Raw genomic sequence first — 22,215 nt, 5'->3', positions numbered from 1 at the left:
CTCGTGCGGTGCCTCAGCTGCGGTGCTCCGGTTCGCTCGGCTCGTGCGTCAGGGATGCCATTCCCATGTGTACTCCTCGTCGTTGCCGGTGAATCGCTGGAGCGGGTTCCCGGACGGTTTCCCCATGACGACCCACTCGTTGTTGGCATTGTCGAATGCCCAGACGTTCAACTGCTGCAAATTCCAGTTGTCGCCGTTGAAGCCGTTCCCGCCGTGTCTCCAGAATACGGTGACGCTCGCGATGTCATTGCTCTTCGTGCTTCCTGGAAGCTGAATGTACGTAAACGCTCCCCAAGACCAGTCTTTCCAGGTGGGATCTCCGGAGGCCTCCTCGGTCGAAGAGTTGCCGTTCTTGAGCTTGACGCGAATCCAGACCCGGCTGTCGTCCCGCTTGTCGTCGCCGCCTGTCCGCATTTGCACGGCGACGACGCCAACCGGCGCATCCGCGGCGATGCCAGCGGCGGACGCAGAACGCGACGCGAGCGTGAGGCCAATGACGAACGCCAGGTTCAAACAGGTCGCCGACTTCATCGATGCTCCGCAGATGTGAGTTGTTTTTTTCTTTTTTCGAGGTCCGAAACGCGTGTCCGTTGGCGTCAGGACTCCTCGAGCAGGAGCACGCGTTGTGCCCGCCGCTCGCGCCGCCGGCCCGGCGCCGTATCACCGAGCGATGCGCTGGGCGCCGCCGGCTCGACGCGAGAGCCGCGCGCGCAGCCTGCGCGATCGAGCAAGCCATTGCGCGCAACCGTCTGCGAAACGATCGCGGTCGTGGCGCCTCTCCGCGCCCGCGCTGCCTCAACTCCAAAGATGGATGGATCCCCGGACAGCGGGACCGCCGTCGCGAGGCCGAGGCAATGTGCGATCGGCTGTGGACGCTCCAGGTACGGCGCCGCGCGGACCTGCGGCGAGTGGCGATTGCTTCCACGGAGACGCGTTCGAGGACGTCACTCCGAAGCTCCACAACAAAGGGCGGCCGCCTCAGGCCGGCCGCAGCCTCCACGCCTGGACGAGCCCGGCCGTGAAGCGCGGGAAGCCAGACGTCCAGGTGAAAAGCAGCCAAAATAATTGCGCATGAGCACGCTGCACGCGCGATTTTCTTGTCATGATTCCCCTTAGGAAGGGGATGACCATGGATAGCATTGGCGAAATCCTCAGCAGGAAGGGCCGGAACGTCTACACCATCTCGCCGGATGCAACCGTCTTCGAGGCTGTGCAGTCGATGTGCGTGCGGCGCGTGGGCGCGCTGCTCGTGAGCATCGACGGGTCCCCGAGCGGGATCATCAGCGAGCGGGACGTGATGACGCGGGTGATCCTGGCCCGACGCGATCCGGCGGACACGCCCGTCGCGGAGGTGATGACGTGCGGCGTCGTCTGCGTCGAGCTGAGCACGTCGGCGCGGCAGGCCATGGCGGTCATGACCGAGCGACGCTGCCGTCACCTGCCCGTGGTCCAGGACGGGCGGGTGGTCGGGATGATCTCGATCGGCGACCTCGTCCACTGGGTGAGCCGCGAGCAAGAGGCCGAGATCAAGATGCTGACCGAGTACGTGCAGGGGGTCTACAGCTGAGCGCCCGGCGGGCGGCCACCTCTCCTCCGGGCTGCCTGTTCCATCGTCCCGCCGGATGGCCCCGGACGGAAAAAAAGATACGCTGTCCGCATGCGCCAGCTTGCTTCGTCCCTCGCCGCCCTCTCGCTCCTGCTCTCGTTCACCCCGCCAGCGCTCGCCGAGGAGACCGTCACGGATGCGCAGTGGGCCAAGTCCCACGGCTTCCGTCTCGGCGTGGAGGCGGACGTGCTCACCAGCACCATCGAGGCGAACCTCCCCGACTGGGAAACCGTGAGCAGCGACGGGACGAGCGGCGCGTGGGAGGGGAACTCCTTCGTGGCGTCCTTCGCGGCGGTCGCCCAGATCAGGCTGTTCGGGGGGCTCCACCTCGACGCCGAGCTGCCGTTTGCGTACGGGAGCAGCCAGGCGAGCGAGCCAGGCGCGGGGGAGCACGACGCGACGACGGTCGCGCCGGAGCTCGAGGGGTTCTTCTTCGGCAATCCCTCGATAGGACTTCACTACGCCGGGAACATTTCGCCCATGATGATGCTCGTCGGCGGGCTCTCGGCCTCCATCCCCATCACGCAGGATCCGTCCGACGACACGAAGGCGGCCGCGGCGGCGGCGCTGGCCGTGCGGGGGTATTTCGACACGCAGCGGGCGCTCCTGGAGCACGTCCCGCTGCGGGCCCGCGGCGGCATCGAGCTGCGCCCGATCGAGGCGCTCTATGTACGGAGCGATCTCGTGGCGATGTTCGCCATCCCCACGGGCGGCGGAGACACGGAGTTCTTCATCGAGCAGAGCAACGAGGCGGAGCTGCGCAGCGTGGGTGGGTTCGGGGTCGGCGCGCGGCTCCAGGCCGCGTTCCCGCTCACTCAGGCCGACAAGATGCAGCTCGCGGCCGAGCCCTTCGTCGGGGTGGAGCCACCCGCGTCGGGCCTGTACTTCCGCGCCGGGCTGCTCGTGGCGCTGGACGAGCCGCTCGGGTTCGGCCTGGAGCAGGGCAAGCTCGCGACGCTCCGTCTCGCCGTGGGGGCCAGATTCTGAGCTGGCTGCGGCCGCGTGGCGCGAAGGGACAGGGCCTGCGGCAGGGACCTGTGCCGGCACGGGGGGTCTGCTAAATATCCCTGTGAATGAAGCGACGGACGGCAGAGCTCAGCGCCGATGATCTGCAAACGCTCGCGCGCTCCCCCGACGAAGGTCTGCGCGTGAAGGCGGCGCTGCACCCGCACACGCCGCTCGCGACGCTGCTCTCCCTCGCCACCGACAAGGCCATTGGCGTTCGTCGCGCCCTCGCCCGCCGCATGGGCGCTCCTCGCGAGGTCCTCGCGCAGCTCGCGCGTGATCCCACGCGCCCCGTCCGGTGCGCTGTCGCCGCCCATCCAGGCTGTGACGAGCAGCTCCGCCGCCTGCTCTGGACCGACGGCGACGGTAATGTGCGCGCGGTCGCACGACACGCCGCGGCGATTCCGCGTCCCTTTGGCGAAGACCTCGCGCGAATCGCACGCAACGAGCCGGTGCCCGCTCCAGTGCTCGCCGAGTTTGCCGAGCTTGGAAGCCAGGCACGCTGTGCCGTCGCCTCGCACCGCGAGTGTCCGCGCGACTGGCTCGAACGCTTCCGTCACGACGCCGACGCAGCGGTGCGGCTCATCGCCGAGACGCGCATGGGTCTCCCGCTCGACACACTACGTTCCTTCGCGCAACACCGACTGGCTTCTTATCGCGCCATCGCCGCCGCGTCGCTTCCGTGGGACGACGCGAGGATGCCCCAGCTGCTCGCTGATCGGAATGAACGCGTCTTGCTCACGCTCTTGCGGCGGCCGGACTTCCCCGCCGCGTTCTACACCCAGATCACGGACAATCCGCCGCCCGCCGTGCGTCTGCTGCTCGCAACCCACGAAGCGCTCGACGCCGCGCACCTGCAGGGCCTGCTGCGCGACCCGCTCGCGGATGTTCGCCGGCGTCTGGCGCGGCGCCGCGGGCTGAGCGCCGAGCATTTCGAAGTGCTTGCGAGCGACGACGACACCAGGGTGAAGCTCGAGCTCGTGAAGCGCCCCGAGTGTCCCGGAGCGTGGCTGCGCCAATGGAGCCGTGCCCCGAGCGAAACGTTGCGTCGCGCCGTGTTCGCGCATCCAGGCGTGACGCCGGACATCCTCGCCACAGCGAGCGCCCTGCGCGACAACCACTGCGAGATCGGAAAGCACCCGCTCACACCGCAGCGGATCCTCGTCCAGCTGGCCGACTCCGCCGACCTCTTCGTCCGTGGCGCCGTCGCGCAGAATCCGAGCACGACCGAGCGCATGCTGTCGCAGCTCGCGCGGGACGCCGACTCCTATGTGCGCTTGCTCGTTGGCAGAAACCAGACATGTCCACTGTCCCTGCTGCTCGACCTCGAACACGACCCGGACTTCGTCGTGCGCCGTCACATCGTGTGGCGCGCCGACTGTCCGCTCGATATCCTGGAGCGGCGCGCCACCGACGAGAACGCGCATGTCCGCTACGCCGTCGCGGACCACCCGCGAGCCACAGCCGCCGTGCTGTCGGTGCTGGCGCGTGACGGAGCGATGTTCGTGAGTTCGCGCGCCAAGGAGCGTCTCAGCGGCTCCTGACGACGCGGCTGGAGCGGGGGTGGACGATTCAGAGGGGGCGTCGTCGTGCGCGACGGCAACGTGATCACGGGCGGCGGCGTCACCGCCGGCATCGACTTCGCGCTCACCCTGGTGGCGGAGATCGCCGGCGAGGACGTCGCTCGTTCCATCCAGCTCAGCATCGAGTACGATCCTCAGCCCCCCTTCGACGCCGGCTCCCCCGAGACCGCGCCCGCCGAGGTGGTCACCCGCGTCCGCGATCGCGCCCTGCTCCAGGTTCCCGAGCGCCGCGCCGCGCTGCTGGCCGCGCGCGCCGCGCTCGCCCGACCGGTGTGACTGCGCTCCCGGGAGCCTCCTCCCTCTCCCTCCGGGAGGGGCTCGGGGTGCGGCGCTGGTCGTGAGCCCCCGCGATCCCCTTGAGCCCCGCGGCGCTCGCCTCCACGCTCATGCCCACACCGCGCGGCCGCTGAGCGCAGCCGCTTTGCTAGGAGATGATCATGCCCGTCGAACGCCCTGCCCTGAACCCCAGCGATCTCGAGCCCCGCACCGGCTCGACGTACCCCGAGCCGTTTCCCGCGCGCGTCACGCCGCGCGAGAAGCGCGCGCTCGGCGACGCGCTCGGCCTGACGAAGATCGGCGTCAACCTCACCACGCTCTTCCCGGGCAAGGCGTCGGCGCTTCGGCACTACCACTCTCACGAGGACGAGCTCGTCTTCGTGCTGGAGGGCGAGGTGGTGCTGCGCACGGACGACGGCGAGCAGGTGCTCACGGCGGGTCAGTGCGCGGGTTTTCCGGCCGGCGCGCGCGACGGGCATCACTTCGTCAACCGCAGCGCCGCGCCCGCGCGTTACCTCGAGATCAGCAACCGCGATCCCGAAGACAGTGTCGAGTATCCCGACGAGGACCTCGCCTTCCGCAAGGTGGGCGGCGAGTACGCCTTCACGCACAAGGACGGAACACCTTACTGAGTGGATGAGTTGGTGAATGACCGCCGCGAGAGGTGGGCTCGGGTCCACGCGGCGCCGGGACGCAGCGCAGAGCAGAGCAGGTCCGCCGCGCGCCGGCGCGGGTTGTCTAGAACACCAATATCATGTTGAAACCCGGAGAGTTTTCACAGGGAGGCGAGGAGGCGGGGAGGAAGAAGAAAATGAATTTCTCCCTCTTGCCGTCTCTCGCTCCCCGCCTCCCCGTCTCCCTGTGAAATTCCTGCTTTTTCTCGGGGTTTCAAGCCGCTTGTCGCTCTAGATCTCCAGCTGCGGTCCGCCGTCCAGAACCAACAGGTCGAGATCGCGGAGCTGCTCGCGGTCGCCCACGACGTCGATCCGGGCGATCTTCCCCTGCGCGAGGGTGAAGCGGAGCACCCGGAAGAGCCTTCCTTTCGGCGCCACGACGATGCCCACCGTGCCGTCCACGAGGGCGGGGCGGGCGAATTTGGCGCCGCGCGCGGCGGGGATCGCCTGCTTGGCCCACGCGCGCGCCCCGCGGATCTCGCCCCCGGCCGGGGGCTCGACCGTGGCGTCGGAGTGGACCACGACGTCCGGATCGAGGATCGCCACGAGCGCGTCGAAGTCGCCGCCGCGCATGGCCGCGATGAAGGCGTCGACGACCTCGCGCTGGCGGCCGACGTCGGCGTCCGGGGACGGGGGTGCTCCTTGCACGCGGCGGCGGGCGCGGCTCGCGAGCTGCCTCGCCGCGGCCGGGGAGCGGCCCACGATGGCGGCGATCTCCTCGAAGGGCACCGCGAACAGATCGTGCAGCACGAAGGCGAGGCGCTCGGCGGGGGTCAGCGTGTCGAGCACCACGAGCAACGCGAGGCCGACCGAGTCGGCCAGCACCGCCTCGCGCTCGGGGTCGGTCCCGGCCTCGCGGTCCGCGGCGGGGTCGGGCGCGGCCATCGGGTCCTCGCGCCGCGCCTTGCGCGAGCGCAGCATGTCGAGGCACACCCGCGCCACGACCGTCGTCAGCCACCCGCCCAGGTTCTCGACGCCGCTCGTGTCGGCGCGGCTCAGGTGCAGCCAGGACTCCTGCACGGCGTCCTCCGCCTCGCTCAGGGAGCCGAGCATCCGGTACGCCACGGCCTGCAGATGGGCCCGGTGGGCCTCGAACCGCTCCGCCAGCCAACTATTTTCATCCATCGGTCACACTCCCTCGTCGTGCTTCGTCATGGCTGTGACGGACGAACCCTAGCCGATGTGACGACGCGAACGGACGTTCCGCGCGCCGTCACCGTTGGCGAGCACACCCGAACGCCTCGAGAGGAGCACGAACATGCTGAAAGCACGGATGAAGAACCCCGCGATGGTCATCCCCGACGTCATGCAGCCGATCTACGCCCTGGTCGGCGCGGTGAAGAAGAGCGGTGTGCCGGCGCGGACGCTCGAGCTCGTCCACCTGCGGGTGAGCCAGGTCAACGGGTGCGGCTTCTGCGTCGACATCGGCGCGCGCGAGATGAAGAAGACGGGCGAGACCGACGAGCGCATGTTCGCCGTGGCGGCGTGGCGCGAGGCGCCCTATTTCACCGACGCGGAGCGCGCCGCGCTGGCGCTCGCCGAGGCCGCGACGAGGCTCAGCGACCGCGCGGATCCGGTGCCCGACGCCGTCTGGGAGGAGGCCGCGCGGCATTACGACGAGCCGGCGCTCGCGGCGCTGACCCTGCACATCGGGCTGGTCAACCTCTTCAATCGGTTCAACGTGACAACGAGGCAGATCGCCGGCTCGATGAAGTTGGATGCGCGCGCGGACAACCGCTGACGGGGAGAAGCCGTGGGATTAGCGTCCTAGGAGCGACCAGAAAGGGCGCTCATGTCCCGGCGCGCGGTGAGCCATGCGGTCCCGGCGGCGGCCAGGAGCGCGGCGGCGCCGAGGAGATAGAGCCGGCGCAGGGCGGCCCCCGTCTTGTCGGGATCGAAATCGGGGAGCGAGCTCCGCGAGCCGCGCGGCAAGACCCAGGCGTCGCTCCCGCCGCCGACCGCGCGCATGGCGCGCCCGAGCGGCTTCTCGGGCGCCATCCGGCTCTGAACGTACATGATCCAGCGGCCCAGCGGGGTATGCCCCTTCGGCTTCTGCTCCATCGACGTGATGACGCGGCGGAGCTCGGCGGCCGTCTCGGCCGCGCTCCCCTCGCCCGGCAGGCGGGCCCATTCCCCGTGACCCGGCAACACCCACGCGAACCTCAGCCACCCGGCCTCCGCCGCGGCGAGCAGATACCGCACCGAGCGGATCTGGCGCTCCCAATCCTCCCAGCATTGCAGTCGGTGCGCCACGAGCTGACCCAGGAAGCGCGAGTAGCTCAGGTGATCGCCGGTGAACAGGAAGCGGCCTCGATAGAGGAGGCATAACGAGCCCGGCGTGTGCCCGGGCTGCGGCAATAGCATGAGCTCGGCCTCTCTGGCCGCCTCTCTCGAGAGCGGCTCCCCCTCGAGCGAGAGCGGGCCGAGCTCGTTCCCGAGCTTGATCTCCACGTCGCCGGTCGAGGGCATGTACTTGGTCTCACGGAGGTTCACGTCCGCGGCGCCGAGGATGCGGCGGCAACCCGGGAAGCGGCTGGCGAACTCGGCGTGGTGGTTCGTATGGTCCCGGTGCGTCAGCAAGAGCCATCGCACGCCGCCGTGCTCCGCGAGCCAGCGGAAGACCTCCTCGCTCGGCCTCGGGGGATCGATCAGCACCCCGCCTCCGTCGCGCTCGATGAAATAGGACACGGCGCCGAAGTTCTTGACGGATGGCTGTCCGATGACCCAGACATGATCCTCGATGGGCCGCGGAAAGCCGCGCCAGGGTGACCCGAGATCGCCCCGGCGAACCGGCGCCGCGCCCGGCTTGAGCGTGATGGCGCCGAACGGGCACGCCGCGACCGCCGTCCGCGCCGCCATCAGCTCTTCCTTGCTCCGCGGCTGCCGCAGCACACCCGTGAAGGCGCCCTGCTCGTGGGAGCCCGGCAGCACCGAGAGGCGGCGGCCTCCCCGGAGGTCGCTGGCCGGCACCACCTCGCCGAGGAGCTCCGGCGCGAAGTTCCGGCACGTGCCGGCGCCGCAGCACTTGCGTGTAACGAATAGCTCTCCCCACTCCTCAACCTGCATTTCGTCTTGCATCGCGGTACCTCGTGGATGGCAATGGCCGGTAGCGCATCTCTCAGCCGAGCTCGGAGCTCTCCATTTCTTCGCTGCCAGCCGTGGCAACGTCAACGACGAGGGTAGGTTCTCCCGCTGCGCTTGACCAGGTAGCGGCGGGCGAATGGCCTGTTCGACCAGGCTGCACAATGTTCGATTTCGACGCGATGGCGACGTTCGTGGAGGTGGTGCAGCTCGGGAGCTTCAGCGCGGCGGCGAAGGCGCTGCGGCCGCCGCGTTCGACGCTCAGCCAGCGTGTGGCCCGCCTCGAGGCGTCGCTCGGCGTGCGACTCCTCGAGCGCACGATGGCTCGGTCCGGTTTGGTTCGGCGCTCATGGTGCCTGACGAGCTGACGGGTGCGGGGGGACAGCTCGCGAAGGAACCCGCTCGGTCGCCGATCAGCGCGGAGACGACCACTGCCTTGTCGCGCAGCAGAGGTCGCCCGAAAAAATCCCCACAGGGAGGATCGCTGGTCGCATTCCGTCCTGCTCGACACTACGATGAGGCCCCGACAGCAGCGCCCCTGAAGGATGTGAGGGGGGCAATGATGGAGCTGCGGGATTACACGCTGGAAAAGGTAATCTACGACGGCACCGAGACACGGGTATGGCGCGCGGTCCATGTCCCCTCGGGGGCGCGCGTGGCGATCAAGATCCCGGTGGCCGAGGTGGCCAGTCCGCGCGTGATGGGGCGGCTGATCCACGAGCACCAGGTGCTGACGCAGCTCGCAGAGGTGCCCGGGGTGGCGCGCGCACGGGCGCTGGAGCAGCGGGGCGGCTCTGCGGCCCTGGTGCTGGAGGATCCTGGCCTCGGGTCGCTCGATCGACTGCTCGCCAGGCAGGGGCGCGTGCCGGTCGGGGCAGCGCTGCGGCTCGGCCGGCTCCTGTCACGGGTGCTCGAGGGCGTGCACGCCGCCGGCGTGATGCACAAGGACATCAAGCCGCAAAACGTGCTGGTGGACGAGGCGTGCGAGAGGGTCACGCTGCTCGACTTCGGCATCGCCTCGCTGCTGTCCCAGGAGGCGACCGAGGCGAGCATTCCCGAGGCGCTGGAGGGGACGCTCGTCTATATTTCCCCGGAGCAGACGGGGCGCACGGCGCGCGCGCTCGATACGCGCACGGACCTGTACTCGCTGGGGGTGACGCTCTTCGAGGTCATGTCGGGGCGGCTGCCGTTCACGGAGCGCGATCCGCTCTCGCTGGTGCACGCGCACCTGGCCAAGGACCCGCCTCCGCTCGACGCCGTCGCCCCGGAGGTGCCGAGCGCCGTGGCAGCCATCATCGCGAAGCTCCTGGCCAAGGATCCCGAGCGGCGCTACCAGACGGCCCGCGGCGCCGCCGAGGATCTGGAGGAGGCCCTCTGTCAATGGGACGAGCGGGGCACGGTCGAGCCGTTCGGCCTGGGAAGAAAGGACTTCTCGCGCAAGCTCCGGTTGCCGCAGGTGCTGGTCGGGCGGGAGCGCGATGTCGAGCGGGTGGGCGAGTCCTTTGCGCGCGCCGCGCAGGGCATGACGGAGCTCCTGCTCGTCGGCGGCCCCTCGGGCATCGGCAAGACGGCGCTGGTGCGCACCGTCTACAGGGATATCGCCCAGGCGGGGCGCGGGCTCCTGATCGCGGGAAAACACGATCAGCTCGCGCGGTCGACGCCTTATGCGGCGCTGGCGCAAGCGTTCGGGGCGCTGATGCGCCAGTGGCTCTCCAGCTCGGAGGCGGTACTCGAGGCCTGGCAGGAGCGGATCCGGCGCGAGGTCGGGGACAACGCGCGGCTCATCGCGGACGTGGTGCCGGAGCTCGACCTGGTGATGGGCAAGCTGCCGCCGGTGCCGCCGGTGGAGGGCGAGCAGGTGCTCAACCGGCAGAAGCTCACGTGGCTGAATTTCGTGCGAGCCGTCACGGCGCCGAACCCGCCGCTCGTGATGTTCCTGGACGACATGCAATGGGCCGACAGCGCCACGCTGATCATCCTGCAGACCTTGCTGACGGACGTGGAGCGCAAATCTCTGCTGGTGATCGCGGCGTACCGCGACAACGAGGCGCCGCCCGAGCACCCGCTGTGGAAGCTCGTTGAGGCGGTGGAAAAGAGCGAGGCCAGCGTCTCGCGGATGACGGTGGGCCCGCTGTCGGCAGAGCAGGTGCAAAAGTGGTGCTCGCGGACGCTGGAGAGCGAGCCCGCGCGGGTGGAGCCGCTGGCGCGCGTGCTCTCGCGCAAGACCCGCGGAAACCCCTTCTTCCTGGAGCAGCTGCTGCTCTCCCTGCACCGGCAGAAGCAGGTGGTGAGGGACCCGGAGACCGGGGCGTGGCGGTGGGAGCAATCGTCGCTGGAGAAGGCGGGCGTCACCGACAACGTGGTGGCGCTCCTGACCGGCAAGGTGCGTGAGATGCCCGAGCCGACGCAGCAACTCCTCGGGCTCGCGGCCTGCGCAGGCCACACGTTCCACCTGCACGACCTGGAGCGGCTCAGCGGGTGGGAGCGCGCCCGCGTGACGGGGGCGTTATGGCCGGCGCTGGACGCAGAGCTCGTGGTGCCGGTCGATGGGGCCTACCGCCCAGCGCAGGCGCTCGGGGTCATCGGCGCCGCGGCGATGGACGCGGCGTACCGGTTCCTGCACGACCGCGTGCAGCAGGCGAGTTATGAGCGGATCTCGCCGGAGCAGCGGGTGCTCGCGCACCTCGAGATCGGCCGCCGGCTCCAGGCGCGTCATCGTGCCGAGGGGGGGACGGCCCCGCAGTTCCTGGAGCTCGTGCGGCACCTGAACCTGGGCGCGGCGCGGCTCGAGTCCGTCGAGGAGCGCAAGGAGCTCGCGCGGCTGAACCTGGAGGCCGCGCGCGCCGCGATGGCGGCGAGCTCGTACCGGTTGATGGCCAACCTGCTGGACAGCGCCCAGGCGCTCCTCGGCGAGCGGGCCTGGGAGCAGGAGCGCGCGCTGTCGGTGGAGATCGGGCTCGAGCGCCTGGAGGCCGCCTACCTGCTGCGGGAGTTCGACGACGTCGAGGCGCGGGCGCTCGCCTTGCTGGACAGGCCTCTTCCGGAGGTCGCCTGGCTCTCGGCGCAGGAGATCCGCACGCGCTGCTGCGTCGCCACGGGCCAGTACACGCGGGGAATCGGGTTCGGGATGGCCGCCCTCGCGAAGCAGGGCATCACGTTCCCCGACACGGATGAGGCGTGCCAGGTCGCGCTCCTGCGAGAGTCCACCGCGCTGGATCAATGGCTCGATCACGAGCCGGACGGGTTCGATCGAATGCAGGTCGATCCGTCGCTGGAGCACCGGCTCATCGATGCCCTGATGACGCAGGCGCAGCTCTGCGCGATCTACGGTGGCCGGCCGATGCTGTATTCGCTCGTCATCGCCCGCATCGTGTCCGAGGCGATACGGCGGGACGCGCTCACGCCCGCCGCCACCCTCATGATCTGCAGCTTCGCCAACGCGTGGTCGGTGGCGACGGGCATGTATCGCCGCACCATGCGCTGGCTCACGCCCGGGGTGCGCGCCGCGGAGCGCCTGGGCTCCCCGATGCTCCCCGAGTGCCTCGCGCTCAAGGGGATCTACATGGGCCACTCGAGGCCCATCGATGAAGCGTCCCCCGTTTACGAGCAAGCCATCGCGGCCGGCCTGAAGATCGGGTCGTTTCAAGGCACGAGCTGGGGGCTCCTGTGCGACTTGCTCTATTACCGGCTGTGGCGCGGCCTGCCGCTCGGCCAGGTCGATGCGCAGCACAAGGCGCGCTGGGAGCTGGTGCAGCGCGCAGGGGACGCCGTCGGGCGACACCACTTCGAGCTTGTCGCGTCCTTCTGCGAGGTCTTGATGTCTCCTGACGGCGCCAGGCGCCTCCTGGAGGAGGAGCCGTTGCCGCGAGGTTCTCGCTCCCTCCTCGCCGACGGGGACAGGTACACAGGAGGGTTCGCTCGTACGCTGGAAGGGTATCTGTTCTGCGCCGTCGGCAAGTGGGAGCGGGCGCTGTCGAGGATGCGGGAGGCGGAGCAGTTCCAGGCGGATCTCCTCGGGATCCCGATGGTGACGGACATCGCGCTCTTTCTCGCTCTCGCAGCAGCGAAATGCTGGCCTGACGCCATGACGAGCGAGGAGCGGGCGCGGCTGCGGCAGCACATCGAGCACAGCCTCGCGCGATTGCGCTACTTCACCGAGGGCTGCGAGGCCAATTTCCTCCACAAGCTGCGCCTCGGCGAGGCGGAGTGCGCCCGCGTCCTGGGCAAGCCCGAGGAGGCAGCGGCCAGATACGACGAGGCCATCGAGCTGGCCCGCGAGCACCGCTTCCTGCACATCGAGGCCCTGGCGGCCCAGCTCGCCGCCGAGTCTCGGCTGGAGGCGGGCAAGAGCCATGTCGGGGTGATGTACCTGCGCGAGGCGCGCGACGCCTACGCGCGCTGGGGTGCTGACGCGGTGGTCGCCCATCTGAACGCGAGGTACCCCGCCGTGCTCAAGGCGTCCATGCACGAGTCGGCCTCCGACCGAACGACCGTGACGGCGACCACCACGACAACGGGCGGGTCCACGGGCGCGCATTTCGACGTGAAGACCGCGGTGCGCGCGGCGCAGGCGCTCGCGGGTGAGCTCGACCCGGGGCGCGTGGTGGGCCGGCTGATGGAGCTCACGCTGGAGAACGCGGGGGCGCAGCGCGGCGCCCTGGTGCTCAGCGAAGGGGAGGCGCTCTCGGTCGTGGCTCGTTTATGGGTGGAGGGGACCCGCATCGAGGCGGGCCTGTCGGAGCCTCTCGGGCAGAGCCACGACGTGCCGGTGGCGGTGGTGCACTATGCGGCCCGCACGGGCGAGCCGGTGGTGACGGGCGACGCGAGGTCCGACGCGCGCTTCGCCGGCGACCCGTACCTCGCATTGCACGCGGTGCTCTCGCTGCTGGCGCTGCCCTTGACGCATCGGGGCCACGTGGTGGGCGTGCTCTACCTGGAGCACCGCGACGTGCCGTCGGCGTTCCCTCCGGCGCGCGTGGAGCTCCTGTCGGTGCTCGCCTCGCAGGCGGCGATCGCCGTCGAGAACGCGGTGCTCTACCGGGACCAGGAGGTCAAGATCCAGGAGCGGACGGCGGAGCTGCGGATCGCCAAGGAGGCGGCCGACCGCGCCAATCGCGCGAAGAGCGATTTCCTCTCCAGCATGAGCCATGAGCTGCGCACGCCCCTCAATGGCATCCTGGGGTACGCTCAGTTCCTCATGCGAGCGCCCGAGCTCTCGCCGAAGAGCCGCGAAGGGGTGCAGATCGTGAAGAGATCGGGCGAGCACCTGCTGGCGTTGCTCAACGACCTCCTGGACCTGGCGAAGATCGAGGCCGGCAAGATGGAGCTCGTCCCCCGGAGGTTCGACTTTCCCTCCTTCGTGCACAACGTTGTGGATCTCTGCGGCGTGCGCGCCGAACAGAGGGGCATCGCCTTCACCCACGAGGTGCGGGGCCCGGCGCTCGCCGCCGTGCACGCGGACGAGAAGCGCTTGACGCAGGTGCTCCTGAACCTGCTCGGCAACGCCATCAAGTTCACCGAGCGCGGCGCGGTCACCCTGCTCGTCGACGTTCTTGATGAGGGAGGAGATGGGCAGCGCGAGGTGCGCTTCCGGATCGAGGACTCGGGCACCGGCATCGCCCCGGAGCACCTCGCGCGCATCTTCGAGCCCTTCGAGCAGGTGGGAGACCTGCGCGCGAAGAGCGAGGGCACCGGGCTCGGCCTCGCCATCAGCAAGAGGATCATCGAGCAGCTGGGCGGGACCATCCATGTCGAGAGCGAGCTCGGCAAAGGCAGCGCGTTCACCGTGACGCTCACGCTCGCCGAGGCGCTCTCTTCCGCGGCCGCCGACGAGGCCCCGGCGTGGGCCACGATCACCGGGTATCGCGGCGAGCGCCGCACGATCCTCGTCGTGGACGACAACCCCGGCAACCGCGCCCTGTTCTGCGATCTGCTGATCCCCATCGGCTTCGACCTCGTCGAGGCTGACGGCGGCGAATCCGCGCTGCGACTCGCCCTGGAGCACAGGCCGGCGCTGATCCTGATGGACCTGGCCATGCCGGGCCTGGACGGCTATGAGACCACGCGCCGCCTTCGGCGGATGCCCGAGCTCGACGGGGTGGTGATCCTGGCCTCGTCGGCGAACGTCACCGCCGCCGAACAGCCGAAGGGGGCTCACGCCGGCTGGGACGACTTCTTGCCGAAGCCGGTGCATGCCAGCCTGCTCTTCGAGAAGATCGCGCGTTTCCTGCGCGTGGAATGGATGCATGAACCGGTGAACGCCGCCGCCCCCACGGCGGTGAAGGGGGATGACGTGCTGGTGCCGCCCTCGGCCGAACAGCTGTCGCTGCTGTCGGGGCTTGTGGCGTCGGGCCGTATCCGGAAGGTGCTGGCGGAGGCGGAGCGGATGCAGCGAGATGAGCCGCGACTCGGCCCCTGGCTCGATCAGCTCCAGACGCTGGCGCGGACGTACCAGATGCGGAAGCTGCAGGAGTTCGTCGAGGAGCACGCCGCGGTAGGCCAGGTGGTGGCCGACGGTCGGCGATCATGAGCAGAGCCTCCGCGCCCGGCGCTCGTGAGCCCACGATCCTCATCGTGGACGACATGCCCGCCAACCTGGCCCTGCTCGTGGATCACCTGGAATCCGCGGGTCATCAGGCGCTCGCCGCCGAGGACGCGGAGGCGGCCCTGAAGCGGGCCCGCCTCATGAAACCCGACCTGATCCTGCTGGACGTGGTGATGCCCGGGATCGACGGGTTCGAGACCTGCCGGCGCCTGAAGGCGGCCGAGGGCACCCGGGACATCCCGGTGATCTTCATGACCTGCCTCGGAGAAGTGGCGGACAAGCTCGTGGGGTTCGAGGCGGGGGGCGTCGATTACATCACCAAGCCGTTCGAGATCGAAGAGGTGCTTGCGCGGATCAGGACGCACCTGAGCTTGCGCGAGGCGCAGAAGGAGCTCGAGGCGAAGAACGCGCAGCTCCTGCGTGCCCACCAGGAGCTCGAACAGCGGGTGCGAGAGCGCACGGCCGAGCTGGCGAGCTCGAACGCCGCCCTCGAGGCGGAGAACGCCGAGCGCCGGCGCGCGGAGGTCGCTCTGCGCGAGAGCCAGCACCTGCTTCAGGCCATCATCGACAACTCCACGGCGGTCATCTTCGTCAAGGACCTCGAAGGACGGTATTTGATGGTCAACCGCCGCTACGAAGAGCTGTTCCATGTGACCACGCGGTCGATCGTCGGCAAGACCGATCATGACCTGTTCCCCGCGGAGTGCGCCGACGCGCTTCGCGCTTTCGACCGGCAGGTGGTGGCGGCCGGGGGGCCGCTGGAGATGGAAGAGATCGTGCCCCACGACGATGGGCTCCACACGTACATCTCGATCAAGTGTCCGCTCTTCGACGAGTCGGGCCGGGCGTATGCGGTTTGCGGGATCTCCACGGACATCAGCGATCGAAAGCGGACCGAGGCGGAGCGGGAGATGCTCCTCTCTCGCGAGCAGGCGGCGCGGGCGGAGCTCGAGCGCACCGGGCGGCTGAAGGACGAGTTCCTGGCGCTCTTGAGCCACGAGCTGCGGACGCCGCTCACCGCGATCCTCGGCTGGTCGCAGCTGCTCCGCATGCGCGGCCCGTCGGACGAGATCCTGGGCCGGGCGCTCGGGACGATCGAGCGGAACGCGCGGGCGCAATCCAAGCTCGTCGACGATCTCCTGGACATGTCGCGCATCATCGGCGGGCGGCTGAGCCTCGACGTGGAGGTGGTCGATCTGGTCGAGATGCTCGAAACGCTGCTGGAATCCGCGGAGCCGGCGGCAAAGGCGAAGGGGATCCGCCTGGAGCTCAGCGTCGAGTCGGCCGGGGAACAGGTCATGGGCGACCCGAATCGCCTCCAGCAGATCGTGTGGAATCTGGTCAGCAACGCGATGAAGTTCACGCGGCAAGGCGGGCAGGTCAAGGTATCGCTGCGCCGCGAGGGGACGTACGCGCGCCTCGCGGTGAGCGACACGGGGATCGGCATCGCGCCGGAGTTCTTGCCGTACGTATTCGAGCAATTCCGGCAAGCGGACGCCTCGACCACGCGCGAGTACGGCGGGCTGGGTCTGGGTCTCTCGATCGTGCGGCACCTGGTGGAGCTGCACGGGGGGACGGTGGAGGCGACAAGCGCGGGGAAGGATCAGGGGGCGAGCTTCACGGTGAAGCTGCCGCTCTCGGCCAAGCAGGCCGAGGCGCTGGCCGGAGGAGAGCCGCCGCCGGCGCCGCAGCGCCGGCCGTCATGGCACCGCGCCGGGGAGCTCTTGAGCCTGAAGGGGGTGCGGGTGCTGGTGGTGGACGACGAGCCGGACACGCGAGAGCTGCTCCTCCGGATACTGGCGGAGTGCCAGGCGGAGGTGCGGACAGCGGGCTCGGTCGTGGAGGCGCTGGCGGAGCTGGAGCGGGACCAGCCGACGGTCCTGGTGAGCGACATCGGTATGCCGCACGAGGGCGGGTATGAGCTGATCCAGAAGGTGCGGCAGTTGCCGGAAGAGCGTGGGGGGAGCGTGCCGGCGCTGGCGTTGACCGCGTTTGCGCGCGCCGAGGATCGCGCGCGGGCGCTCACGGCCGGATACCAGATGCACCTGGCCAAGCCGGTGAAGCCACCGGATCTGGTGGCGCACGTGGCGACGTTGGCCGGGCGAATCCATGGCGGGGCGAGGTGAGGATCGACGCCTCCTGCTCGGATCCGTTCGCCGCGCACGCTGGGTCCGGCGCGCTCCGAGATCGACTTCATGCCCGCACATTGTGGACGGGCTGCACCCGGGTTGGAGAGCACGGCGGCGCCGCGGCGGATTTCCCTCGAATGGCCGTGCGGACCGCTTGATGCAGCGCACAGAAGCGCTCTACAAGTAGTCCATGATCGGTATCCCCGGGTACACCCTGACAGGCCTCATCCACGAATCCGCTGCGTCGACCGTATACCGAGGATACCGCAACGAGGACCGGACCCCTGTCGCGGTCAAGCGCCTCAGGAACGAGCGCCCGGCGCCGGCCGAGATCGCGAGGCTTCGCTACGAGTACGCCATCGCCAAGGAGCTCGCGCTGCCCGGCGTGGTTCACGTCCTGGGCATCGTGAAGATCGGGGCGAGCCTGGCGCTCATCATGGAAGACGCCGGGGGCTGCACGCTCCATGAGCTCATCACGGCGCGCTCCCTCACCCTCAAAGACGCGCTCCGGATCGCGATATCCATCGCGAGCACGCTCGAATCCATTCATCGGGGCGGCGCGGTTCACATGGACATCAAGCCGCAGAACATCATCGTCGAACCGTCCACGTGGAACGCCAAGATCATGGATTTCGGCAGCGCCACCCGCCTCTCCCAGGAGGCACAGAGGCCGAGGAGCCCCGCCGCCTTCGAGGGCACCCTGGCGTATATGTCCCCGGAGCAGACCGGGCGGATGAACCGCGTTATCGACCTGCGCACGGACCTCTACTCCCTGGGGGTCACCCTGTACGAGATGGTGACGGGCAAGCTCCCTTTCCCGACGAAGGACCTCCTGGAGCTCGTGCACTGCCACATCGCCAGGCTCCCGCCGCCGCCGGCGCGGGTCTCGCCCGACGTGCCGCGCTCCGTCTCTGACATCATCATGAAGCTCCTGGCGAAGAGCCCCGATGATCGGTACCAGGGCGCCTACGGGCTCCGGATGGATCTCGCCGAGTGCCTCACGCAGCTCGAGGCGGCGTCGGCGATCGAGCCGTTCGAGCTCGGGCGCCACGATTACGTGGACGCGCTCCGGATCCCGCAGAAGGCCTACGGCCGCGAGGCGGAGCTCGCGGTCCTCGAAGGCGCGTGGCGGCGCGTCAGCCAGGGCGCGAGCGAGCTGCTCCTCGTGTCCGGCCACGCCGGTATCGGCAAATCGCTCCTCGTCGGCGAGATCCAGAAATCCATCGCGCAGGGCAAGGGGTACATCGTCGCTGGCAAGTTCGACCAGATCAACCGGACCGTCCCCTATGCGGCCGTGGCGCATGTCTTCCGGGAGCTCGTCCGAGCCCTGTTGACCGAGCCCGCGGAGGCGCTCGCGCTGTGGAAGGAGCGAATCGCGAACGCCGTCGGGCAGAACGGCCAGCACCTCGTCGACCTCATCCCCGAGCTCGAGCTCCTCCTCGGCCCGCAGCCCGGCGTCGAGCCGCTCGGACCGACCGAGGCGCAGGCCCGCTTCCACCTCGCGTTCCGGAAGTTCTGCAGCGCCATCCCCGCCCAGGAGCACCCCCTCGTCGTCTTCCTCGATGACCTGCAATGGGCGGATCCGGCCTCGCTCAAGCTCCTCGAGCAGCTCCTGACCGAGCCGGAGATCAAGCATTTCCTTGTGATCGGCGCGTACCGCCACAACGAGGTCGACGAGAGCCACCTCTTTTCGATCACCCTGGGGGAGCTGCGCAAGGCCGGGGTCGCCGTCGGCGACATCGACCTCAAGCCGCTCGAGTTTCCCGTCGTGACGCGGCTCCTCGCCGACACGCTCTCGTGCGACCCCGAGCGGGTCGAGCCGCTCGCGCGTCATGTGATGAGCAAGACCCACGGCAACCCGTTCTTCATGAACCAGTTCATGAGGGCGCTGCACGCCGAGAAGCTCGTCTCCTTCGATCCGGCCCGGCGCGAATGGACCTGGGACCTGCCGCGCATCCAGCAGATGAAGGTCACCGACAACGTCGTCGACTTCATGGCAGGCAGGCTCCTGGAGCTCGATGGGCGCGCGCAGCGCACCCTCACGCTCGCCGCGTGCATCGGCTATCGCTTCGACCTGAAGACGCTGGCGAGGGTGGCCGGCAGGCCGCGCCGCGAGGTCGCAGGCGAGCTGTCGGCGGCGCTCCGCGAGGGGCTGATCCTCGCCGTCGGCGCGGACTCCAGGTTCTTCGACGCGGCGCTGAGCGGGGCGATGACCGGCGAGGCGGACGAGCCGGAGCTCGCGCTCGACGCCGCCTACCGGTTCTTGCACGACCGGGTCCAGCAAGCGGCCTACCGGCTCCTCGACGAGCCCCGCAAGCAGGAGATCCACCTCCAGATCGGGCGGCTCATGCTCGCGGACAGCGACCCCGGCGGCATGGAGGGTGAGGTCTTCGAGGTCGCGACCCACATGAACCTCGGCATGCCGCGGATCACCGATCCGGGAGAGCGCGTCGCGCTGGCGCGCCTGAACCTCGAGGCGGGCAGGAGGGCGAAGGCCGGCGCGGCGTACGAGGCGGCCGTGGGCTACTTCGAGGCCGGCACGAGCGCGCTCGGCCCGGAGCGCTGGGACGCGCAGCACGATCTCACCTTCGCGCTGACCACCGGGCTCGCGGAGTGCCTCTGCCTGACAGGCCAGTTCGACGCCGGCGAGCGGCTGTTCGACGCGCTCCTCGAGCACGCGAGATCCCCGCTGGACGGCGCGCAGGTCCGCAACCTGCGCATGTCGTTCCACCTGATGCGCGGCGACCTCTCCGCGGTCGTGCGGTGCGGCCTCGAGGCCCTCGCGCTGCTCGGGGTCGACATCCCCGCGGCGGCCGAGGAGCAGCGCGCGCTGCTCGGCCGGGAGCTCGAGGCGATGCAGGCCCACCTCGCGAGCCGCCCGATCTCCGCACTTTTAGGGCTGCCCACCGTCGCCGATCCAGAGAAGCAGACCATCCTCCGTCTCCTCGCCGACATGACGCAGCCCGCCTCCGCGCTCGGGCTGCCGGTGCTCGGTCCGCTCACGCTCATCATGCAGATCAACCTCGCGGTGGAGTGCGGCACCTCGAGCACCACGGCGTACGCGTGCGTGCTCTATGCGGCGCTCCTGATCGACGGCGTCTTCGAGCCGAGGACCACCGACGACCGGTACAAGGAAGCCTACCAGTTCGCCAGGGTCGGTATCGAGCTGAACGAGCGGATCCCCAACCAGCGCATCACATGCATGCTCCTCCTGACCTTCGCGTGCATTCTCCATTTCTTCGAGCCGCTCCGGGACACGGTGAAGCTCCTGGCCCGCTCCCGGCAGGCCGGCCTCGAGTCGGGAGATCTGGCGTACGCGTCGTACTGCTGCATTCACATGATCTCGGCGAGCCTGAGCCTCGGCGACGATCTGGGCGGGGTGGCCGGCGAGATCGAGCAGGATCTCGCGCTCATGCGGAAGACGAACGACAAGCTCACGACGCTCATCCTCACGTGCGCAAGGCAGGTCGTCGCGAACCTCACGGGCGGCACCGCCGGGGCGCACACCCTGAGCGACGGCACCTTCGACGAAGCCGCCTTCGCCAGCATGATCTCGGTCCCGGAGCTCACCTATGTGGCCGCCTGGTACCACACGCAAAAGGTCCAGCTGGCCTATCTCCACGGCGACCACGGCGCCGCGCGCGCGCTCATGGCCGCCGCGGAGAAGATGACCGCCGGCTGCGTGAACAACTTCTGGGCGACCGAGCTCGTCTTCTATTCATGCCTGATCCTCGCCGCCTCGTGCGACGGCGCGCCGGCCTCCGAGAAGGAGCGGCTCGTGGCGGCGCTGGCGGCGCACCGGGAGAAGCTCGCCCGCTGGGCCGAGCTCTGCCCCCGGACCTACGCGCACAAGCATCTCCTCGCCGAGGCGGAGATCGCGCGCATTTCGGGCGGCGACCGGCACGCCGTGGCGCAGCTCTATGACAGGGCGATCGAGGGCGCCGAGGAGGCCGGGTTCACGCGCGACCAGGCGATGGCGAGCGAGCTCGCCGGGAAGTTCCACCAGGCGAACGGCCTCACCCGGAGCGCGCGCGCTCACATGACCGACGCCCACCACGGTTACATGCAGTGGGGTGCGACCGCCAAGGCGGACCGACTGGAGGCCGAGGTGCCGCAGCTCGTGCAGAAGATCGCGCTCACGTCGGCGCCGCCTGGCATGCTGGAGCACGCCCGGGCCGCGGTCCAGACCACCTCGACGACGAGGCTCAGCACCAGCGTGCTCGACGTCGAGGCGGTCATCCGGGCCGCTCAGGCCATCGCCGGCGAGGTCGTCCTCGAGAGCGTGGTCAGCCGGCTGCTCGACATCGCGATCCAGAACGCCGGCGCGAAGAAGGGGGTCCTCGTCCTGGAGCGCGATCATCAGCTGATGATCGAGGCGTCCATCACCGTGGATCCAAACGCCGTGAGGGTCGGCCTGCTGCTCCCCGTCGAGGGCAGCGACGAGGTCCCCGCCTCGATCGTGCAGTACGTCGCGAGGACGATGCAGCCGGTGGTCCTCGCGGACGCGAGCCACGAGCCCCGCTTCGCCGCGGATGCGTACGTCGCCGCGCACAACCCGAGATCGATCCTCTGCCTGGCGATGGTGCACCAGGGGCGCGCGAACGGCGTTCTTTATCTGGAGAACAACACGGCGACCAACGTGTTCACGCCGGCCCGACTGGAGCTCTCGAAGCTCCTCCTGGCGCAGGCGGCGACCGCGGTGGAGAACGCCGTGCTCTACGCGAACCTGCACAGGCGCACGGAGTCGCTGCGCGTCGCCGAGGAGCAGCTCAGGGTCGAGTTCTCGGCGCGGGAGCGGAGCGAGCACGCGCGCGCCGAGCTCCAGGAGGAGATCATCCGCGTGCAGAGCGCCCGCCTGGCGGAGCTCTCCACACCCATCATCCCGATCACCGACCGGATCATGGTCATGCCGCTCATCGGGATGATGGACCGGCAGCGGGCGGAGCAGGTGTTGAGCACGGCGCTCCAGGGGGTCGAATCGAGCGGCGCCGAGGTCGTGATCATCGATATCACCGGCGTGAGGACGGTCGACGGCGACGTCGCGAGCACCCTGATGAACGCCGCCCTCGCCCTCCGGCTGCTCGGGGCGCAGGCGGTGATCACGGGCATCCGCCCGGACGTCGCACAGACGCTCATCCGTCTGCAGATCGACCTCGGCGCGGTGGTCACGCAGGGGACGCTCCAGAGCGGCATCGCCTATGCCCTGCAGCGGGTGGGGAGCCGCGGCGCGCCTCTCGGAACGCGCGCGCGGTGAGGGGCGGCCGGGGCGGTCGGGGCGGCGCGTTGCCCCATCCAGGATCGATTTGGCGCCAAACCG

Annotated in this window: 12 protein-coding genes and 1 pseudogene; 10 read left to right on the top strand and 3 right to left on the bottom strand. The window is 69.5% G+C overall.

Annotation, left to right across the window (positions count from 1 at the left end):
• Positions 1–48: 48 nt before the first annotated feature.
• Positions 49–531 carry a hypothetical protein gene (locus WME95_RS37090; RefSeq protein WP_437904043.1) on the bottom strand — a complete coding sequence of 161 codons (483 nt, stop codon included), beginning with the start codon at positions 529–531 and terminating at the stop codon, positions 49–51.
• A gap of 598 nt (positions 532–1,129) precedes the next feature.
• Between WME95_RS37090 and WME95_RS37085 the strand changes: the two genes are divergently transcribed.
• From WME95_RS37085 to WME95_RS37065, 5 genes and pseudogenes are all read left to right on the top strand, one after another.
• On the top strand, positions 1,130–1,567 hold the full coding sequence (locus tag WME95_RS37085; RefSeq protein WP_437904042.1) for a CBS domain-containing protein: 438 nt from the start codon (positions 1,130–1,132) through the stop codon (positions 1,565–1,567).
• 90 nt (positions 1,568–1,657) lie between these two features.
• Positions 1,658–2,593, top strand: coding sequence for a hypothetical protein (locus WME95_RS37080; RefSeq protein WP_437904041.1), 936 nt, complete (start codon positions 1,658–1,660; stop codon positions 2,591–2,593).
• An 86-nt stretch (positions 2,594–2,679) separates the two neighbouring features.
• Complete coding sequence (locus WME95_RS37075; RefSeq protein WP_437904040.1) at positions 2,680–4,155, top strand: hypothetical protein; 1,476 nt, start codon at positions 2,680–2,682, stop codon at positions 4,153–4,155.
• A gap of 42 nt (positions 4,156–4,197) precedes the next feature.
• Positions 4,198–4,470: pseudogene (locus WME95_RS37070) on the top strand (DJ-1/PfpI family protein); the annotation flags it as partial.
• 161 nt (positions 4,471–4,631) lie between these two features.
• The gene (locus tag WME95_RS37065; RefSeq protein ID WP_437904039.1) at positions 4,632–5,102 is read left to right on the top strand and encodes a cupin domain-containing protein; all 471 of its coding nucleotides are present in this window, start codon (positions 4,632–4,634) and stop codon (positions 5,100–5,102) included.
• A 273-nt stretch (positions 5,103–5,375) separates the two neighbouring features.
• On the opposite strand, the gene WME95_RS37060 is transcribed toward WME95_RS37065, so the two are convergent.
• Complete coding sequence (locus WME95_RS37060; protein WP_437904038.1) at positions 5,376–6,269, bottom strand: sigma-70 family RNA polymerase sigma factor; 894 nt, start codon at positions 6,267–6,269, stop codon at positions 5,376–5,378.
• Between the two features lie 136 nt (positions 6,270–6,405).
• Between WME95_RS37060 and WME95_RS37055 the strand changes: the two genes are divergently transcribed.
• Positions 6,406–6,885 (top strand): carboxymuconolactone decarboxylase family protein, encoded by a 480-nt coding sequence (locus tag WME95_RS37055; RefSeq protein WP_437911064.1) that lies wholly within the window; start codon positions 6,406–6,408, stop codon positions 6,883–6,885.
• A 26-nt stretch (positions 6,886–6,911) separates the two neighbouring features.
• On the opposite strand, the gene WME95_RS37050 is transcribed toward WME95_RS37055, so the two are convergent.
• Entirely contained in the window at positions 6,912–8,222 is a 1,311-nt protein-coding gene (locus WME95_RS37050; RefSeq protein WP_437904037.1) for an MBL fold metallo-hydrolase, read from the bottom strand.
• A 167-nt stretch (positions 8,223–8,389) separates the two neighbouring features.
• Here WME95_RS37050 and WME95_RS37045 point away from each other — a divergent pair, with 167 nt between their 5' ends.
• The 4 genes from WME95_RS37045 (at position 8,390) to WME95_RS37030 (ending at position 22,152) form a co-directional block, all read left to right on the top strand.
• Positions 8,390–8,593 (top strand): helix-turn-helix domain-containing protein, encoded by a 204-nt coding sequence (locus WME95_RS37045; protein WP_437904036.1) that lies wholly within the window; start codon positions 8,390–8,392, stop codon positions 8,591–8,593.
• Between the two features lie 191 nt (positions 8,594–8,784).
• On the top strand, positions 8,785–14,754 hold the full coding sequence (locus tag WME95_RS37040) for an AAA family ATPase (protein ID WP_437904034.1): 5,970 nt from the start codon (positions 8,785–8,787) through the stop codon (positions 14,752–14,754).
• Entirely contained in the window at positions 14,751–16,895 is a 2,145-nt protein-coding gene (locus tag WME95_RS37035) for a response regulator (RefSeq protein WP_437904033.1), read from the top strand. The genes WME95_RS37040 and WME95_RS37035 overlap by 4 nt, the downstream gene beginning before the upstream one ends.
• A gap of 193 nt (positions 16,896–17,088) precedes the next feature.
• The gene (locus tag WME95_RS37030; protein ID WP_437904032.1) at positions 17,089–22,152 is read left to right on the top strand and encodes a protein kinase domain-containing protein; all 5,064 of its coding nucleotides are present in this window, start codon (positions 17,089–17,091) and stop codon (positions 22,150–22,152) included.
• Positions 22,153–22,215: the final 63 nt, after the last annotated feature.

This window comes from Sorangium sp. So ce327 (genome assembly GCF_051530205.1).
In the GTDB taxonomy this organism is placed as follows: Bacteria; Myxococcota_A; Polyangia; order Polyangiales; family Polyangiaceae; genus Sorangium; species Sorangium cellulosum_B.
Note: the sequence above shows the minus strand (reverse complement) of the source record. Positions and strands in the feature narration are given on the sequence as shown.